Source organism: Labrenzia sp. 5N (assembly GCF_012395805.1).
GTDB classification, from domain to species: domain Bacteria; phylum Pseudomonadota; class Alphaproteobacteria; order Rhizobiales; family Stappiaceae; genus Roseibium; species Roseibium algicola.
The window spans coordinates 1-2500 of the sequence record NZ_JAAZTM010000023.1 but is presented as its reverse complement, the minus strand read 5'-3'; the positions used below and the strand labels follow the sequence as shown (position 1 = coordinate 2500).

The window sequence follows — 2500 nt, the reverse complement described above, 5'->3', positions numbered from 1 at the left end:
CATTGTGGAGAGGGAAACAACCCTGACCGCCAGTTAAGGTCCCTAAGTTATGGCTAAGTGGGAAAGGATGTAGAACTCCCAAAACAACCAGGATGTTGGCTTAGAAGCAGCCATCATTTAAAGAAAGCGTAACAGCTCACTGGTCTAAATAAGGGGTTCCGCGCCGAAAATGTACCGGGGCTCAAGCCATACACCGAAACTGCGGGTGCATCTTATGATGCGCGGTAGCGGAGCGTTCTGTAAGTCTGCGAAGGGGGACCCGTGAGGGCTCCTGGAGATATCAGAAGTGCGAATGCTGACATGAGTAACGATAAAGCGGGTGAGAGACCCGCTCGCCGAAAGTCCAAGGGTTCCTGCGCAACGCTAATCGGCGCAGGGTTAGCCGGCCCCTAAGGCGAGGCCGAAAGGCGTAGTCGATGGGAATGCAGTTAATATTCTGCAGCTTGGTGGTAGTGACGGATGCCGTGTGTTGTATCTCCTTATTGGATTGGGGGTGCAGCGAAGGTGTTCCAGGAAATAGCTCCACCGTATAAACCGTACCCGAAACCGACACAGGTGGACTGGTAGAGAATACCAAGGCGCTTGAGAGAACTATGCTGAAGGAACTCGGCAAAATGCTCCCGTAAGTTCGCGAGAAGGGAGACCTCACGACGGGCAACCGTTGTGGGGTGGCACAGACCAGGGGGTGGCGACTGTTTATCAAAAACACAGGGCTCTGCGAAGCCGTAAGGCGACGTATAGGGTCTGACGCCTGCCCGGTGCTGGAAGGTTAAGAGGAGGTGTGCAAGCACCGAATTGAAGCCCCAGTAAACGGCGGCCGTAACTATAACGGTCCTAAGGTAGCGAAATTCCTTGTCGGGTAAGTTCCGACCTGCACGAATGGCGTAACGACTTCCCCGCTGTCTCCAGCATAGACTCAGTGAAATTGAATTCCCCGTGAAGATGCGGGGTTCCTGCGGTCAGACGGAAAGACCCCGTGCACCTTTACTACAGCTTCACACTGGTATTCGTCACGACATGTGTAGGATAGGTGGTAGACGTTGAAGCAGGAGCGCCAGCTCTTGTGGAGTCACCCTTGAAATACCACCCTTGTCGTCATGGATATCTAACCGCGGTACAACAATATCCGGGACCGTGTGTGGCGGGTAGTTTGACTGGGGCGGTCGCCTCCCAAATGGTAACGGAGGCGCGCGAAGGTGGGCTCAGAGCGGTCGGAAATCGCTCGTTGAGTGCAATGGCATAAGCCTGCCTGACTGCGAGACTGACAAGTCGAGCAGAGTCGAAAGACGGCCATAGTGATCCGGTGGTCCCTCGTGGAAGGGCCATCGCTCAACGGATAAAAGGTACGCCGGGGATAACAGGCTGATGATGCCCAAGAGTCCATATCGACGGCATTGTTTGGCACCTCGATGTCGACTCATCACATCCTGGGGCTGGAGCAGGTCCCAAGGGTTTGGCTGTTCGCCAATTAAAGTGGTACGTGAGTTGGGTTCAGAACGTCGCGAGACAGTTCGGTCCCTATCTGCCGTGGGTGTAGGAGAATTGAGAGGATCTGTCCCTAGTACGAGAGGACCGGGATGGACGTACCTCTGGTGGACCTGTTGTGGCGCCAGCCGCATTGCAGGGTAGCTATGTACGGAAGGGATAACCGCTGAAAGCATCTAAGCGGGAAACCCACCTCAAAACCAGTTCTCCCTGAAGAGCCGTGGAAGACCACCACGTCGATAGGAAGCGTGTGGAAGTGCGGCAACGCATGAAGCTTAGCTTTACTAATAGCTCGTTCGGCTTGATCCTCTCATTAGTCAATGTTCATCTTTTGGATGCGCCCCTGGCGCATCAAAAAGATCATTTTAAGTGCGCTACCGCCCTTCGGGCTGCTTGAGCGCGTTTGAAATGATCCATACGGCCAACCTCCTGGAACCTTCGTCCCAGGCGAGGCCGACAAAAACATCAAAAAAATATATAGACCAGTTCACGCAAATTGCGCTTCGCCGGCCTGGTGGCCCTAGCGGGGAGCCCCCACCCGATCCCATCCCGAACTCGGCCGTGAAACTCCCCAGCGCCAATGGTACTGCATCTTAAGGTGTGGGAGAGTAGGTCGCCGCCAGGCCTGCAAATCGCAATTTGAAACCTCTTCAACTTGTTTGCCGCTCACGCGCGCACCGCCCTAAAGGGCTGCGCTCCGCGCGGGCAGCCTGACCGGCCGGCGGCCACTCGGCCTTGCCTCCGCTGCGCTCCGGATCTCTTATCCCATATCAGCGCAGTCTTCCGGTCAAACCGAAACATAAGGGTATCCCCAACAGGGACCAAACCCACTTGGACCAAACGCGCAGCGCGCCAAGGTCAAACAAAAAAACAACGCGGGATGGAGCAGCCCGGTAGCTCGTCAGGCTCATAACCTGAAGGTCGCAGGTTCAAATCCTGCTCCCGCAACCAACAAATAACCCGGCCTCGCGCCGGGTTTTTTGTTGGTAACGGATACAGATTTTAAACTGACCAG

The 2500-nt window shown here is 55.2% G+C and carries 1 tRNA gene and 2 rRNA genes (1 of these 3 cut by a window edge); all 3 read left to right on the top strand.

From position 1 onward, the window contains the following. Positions 1-1794, top strand: a 23S ribosomal RNA gene (locus tag HEP89_RS27090) (it extends 929 nt beyond the left edge of the window). Positions 1795-1995: 201 nt separating this feature from the next. Next, positions 1996-2110, top strand: a 5S ribosomal RNA gene (gene rrf / locus HEP89_RS27085). Between the two features lie 249 nt (positions 2111-2359). Continuing rightward, a tRNA-Met gene (locus HEP89_RS27080) sits at positions 2360-2436 on the top strand. Positions 2437-2500: the final 64 nt, after the last annotated feature.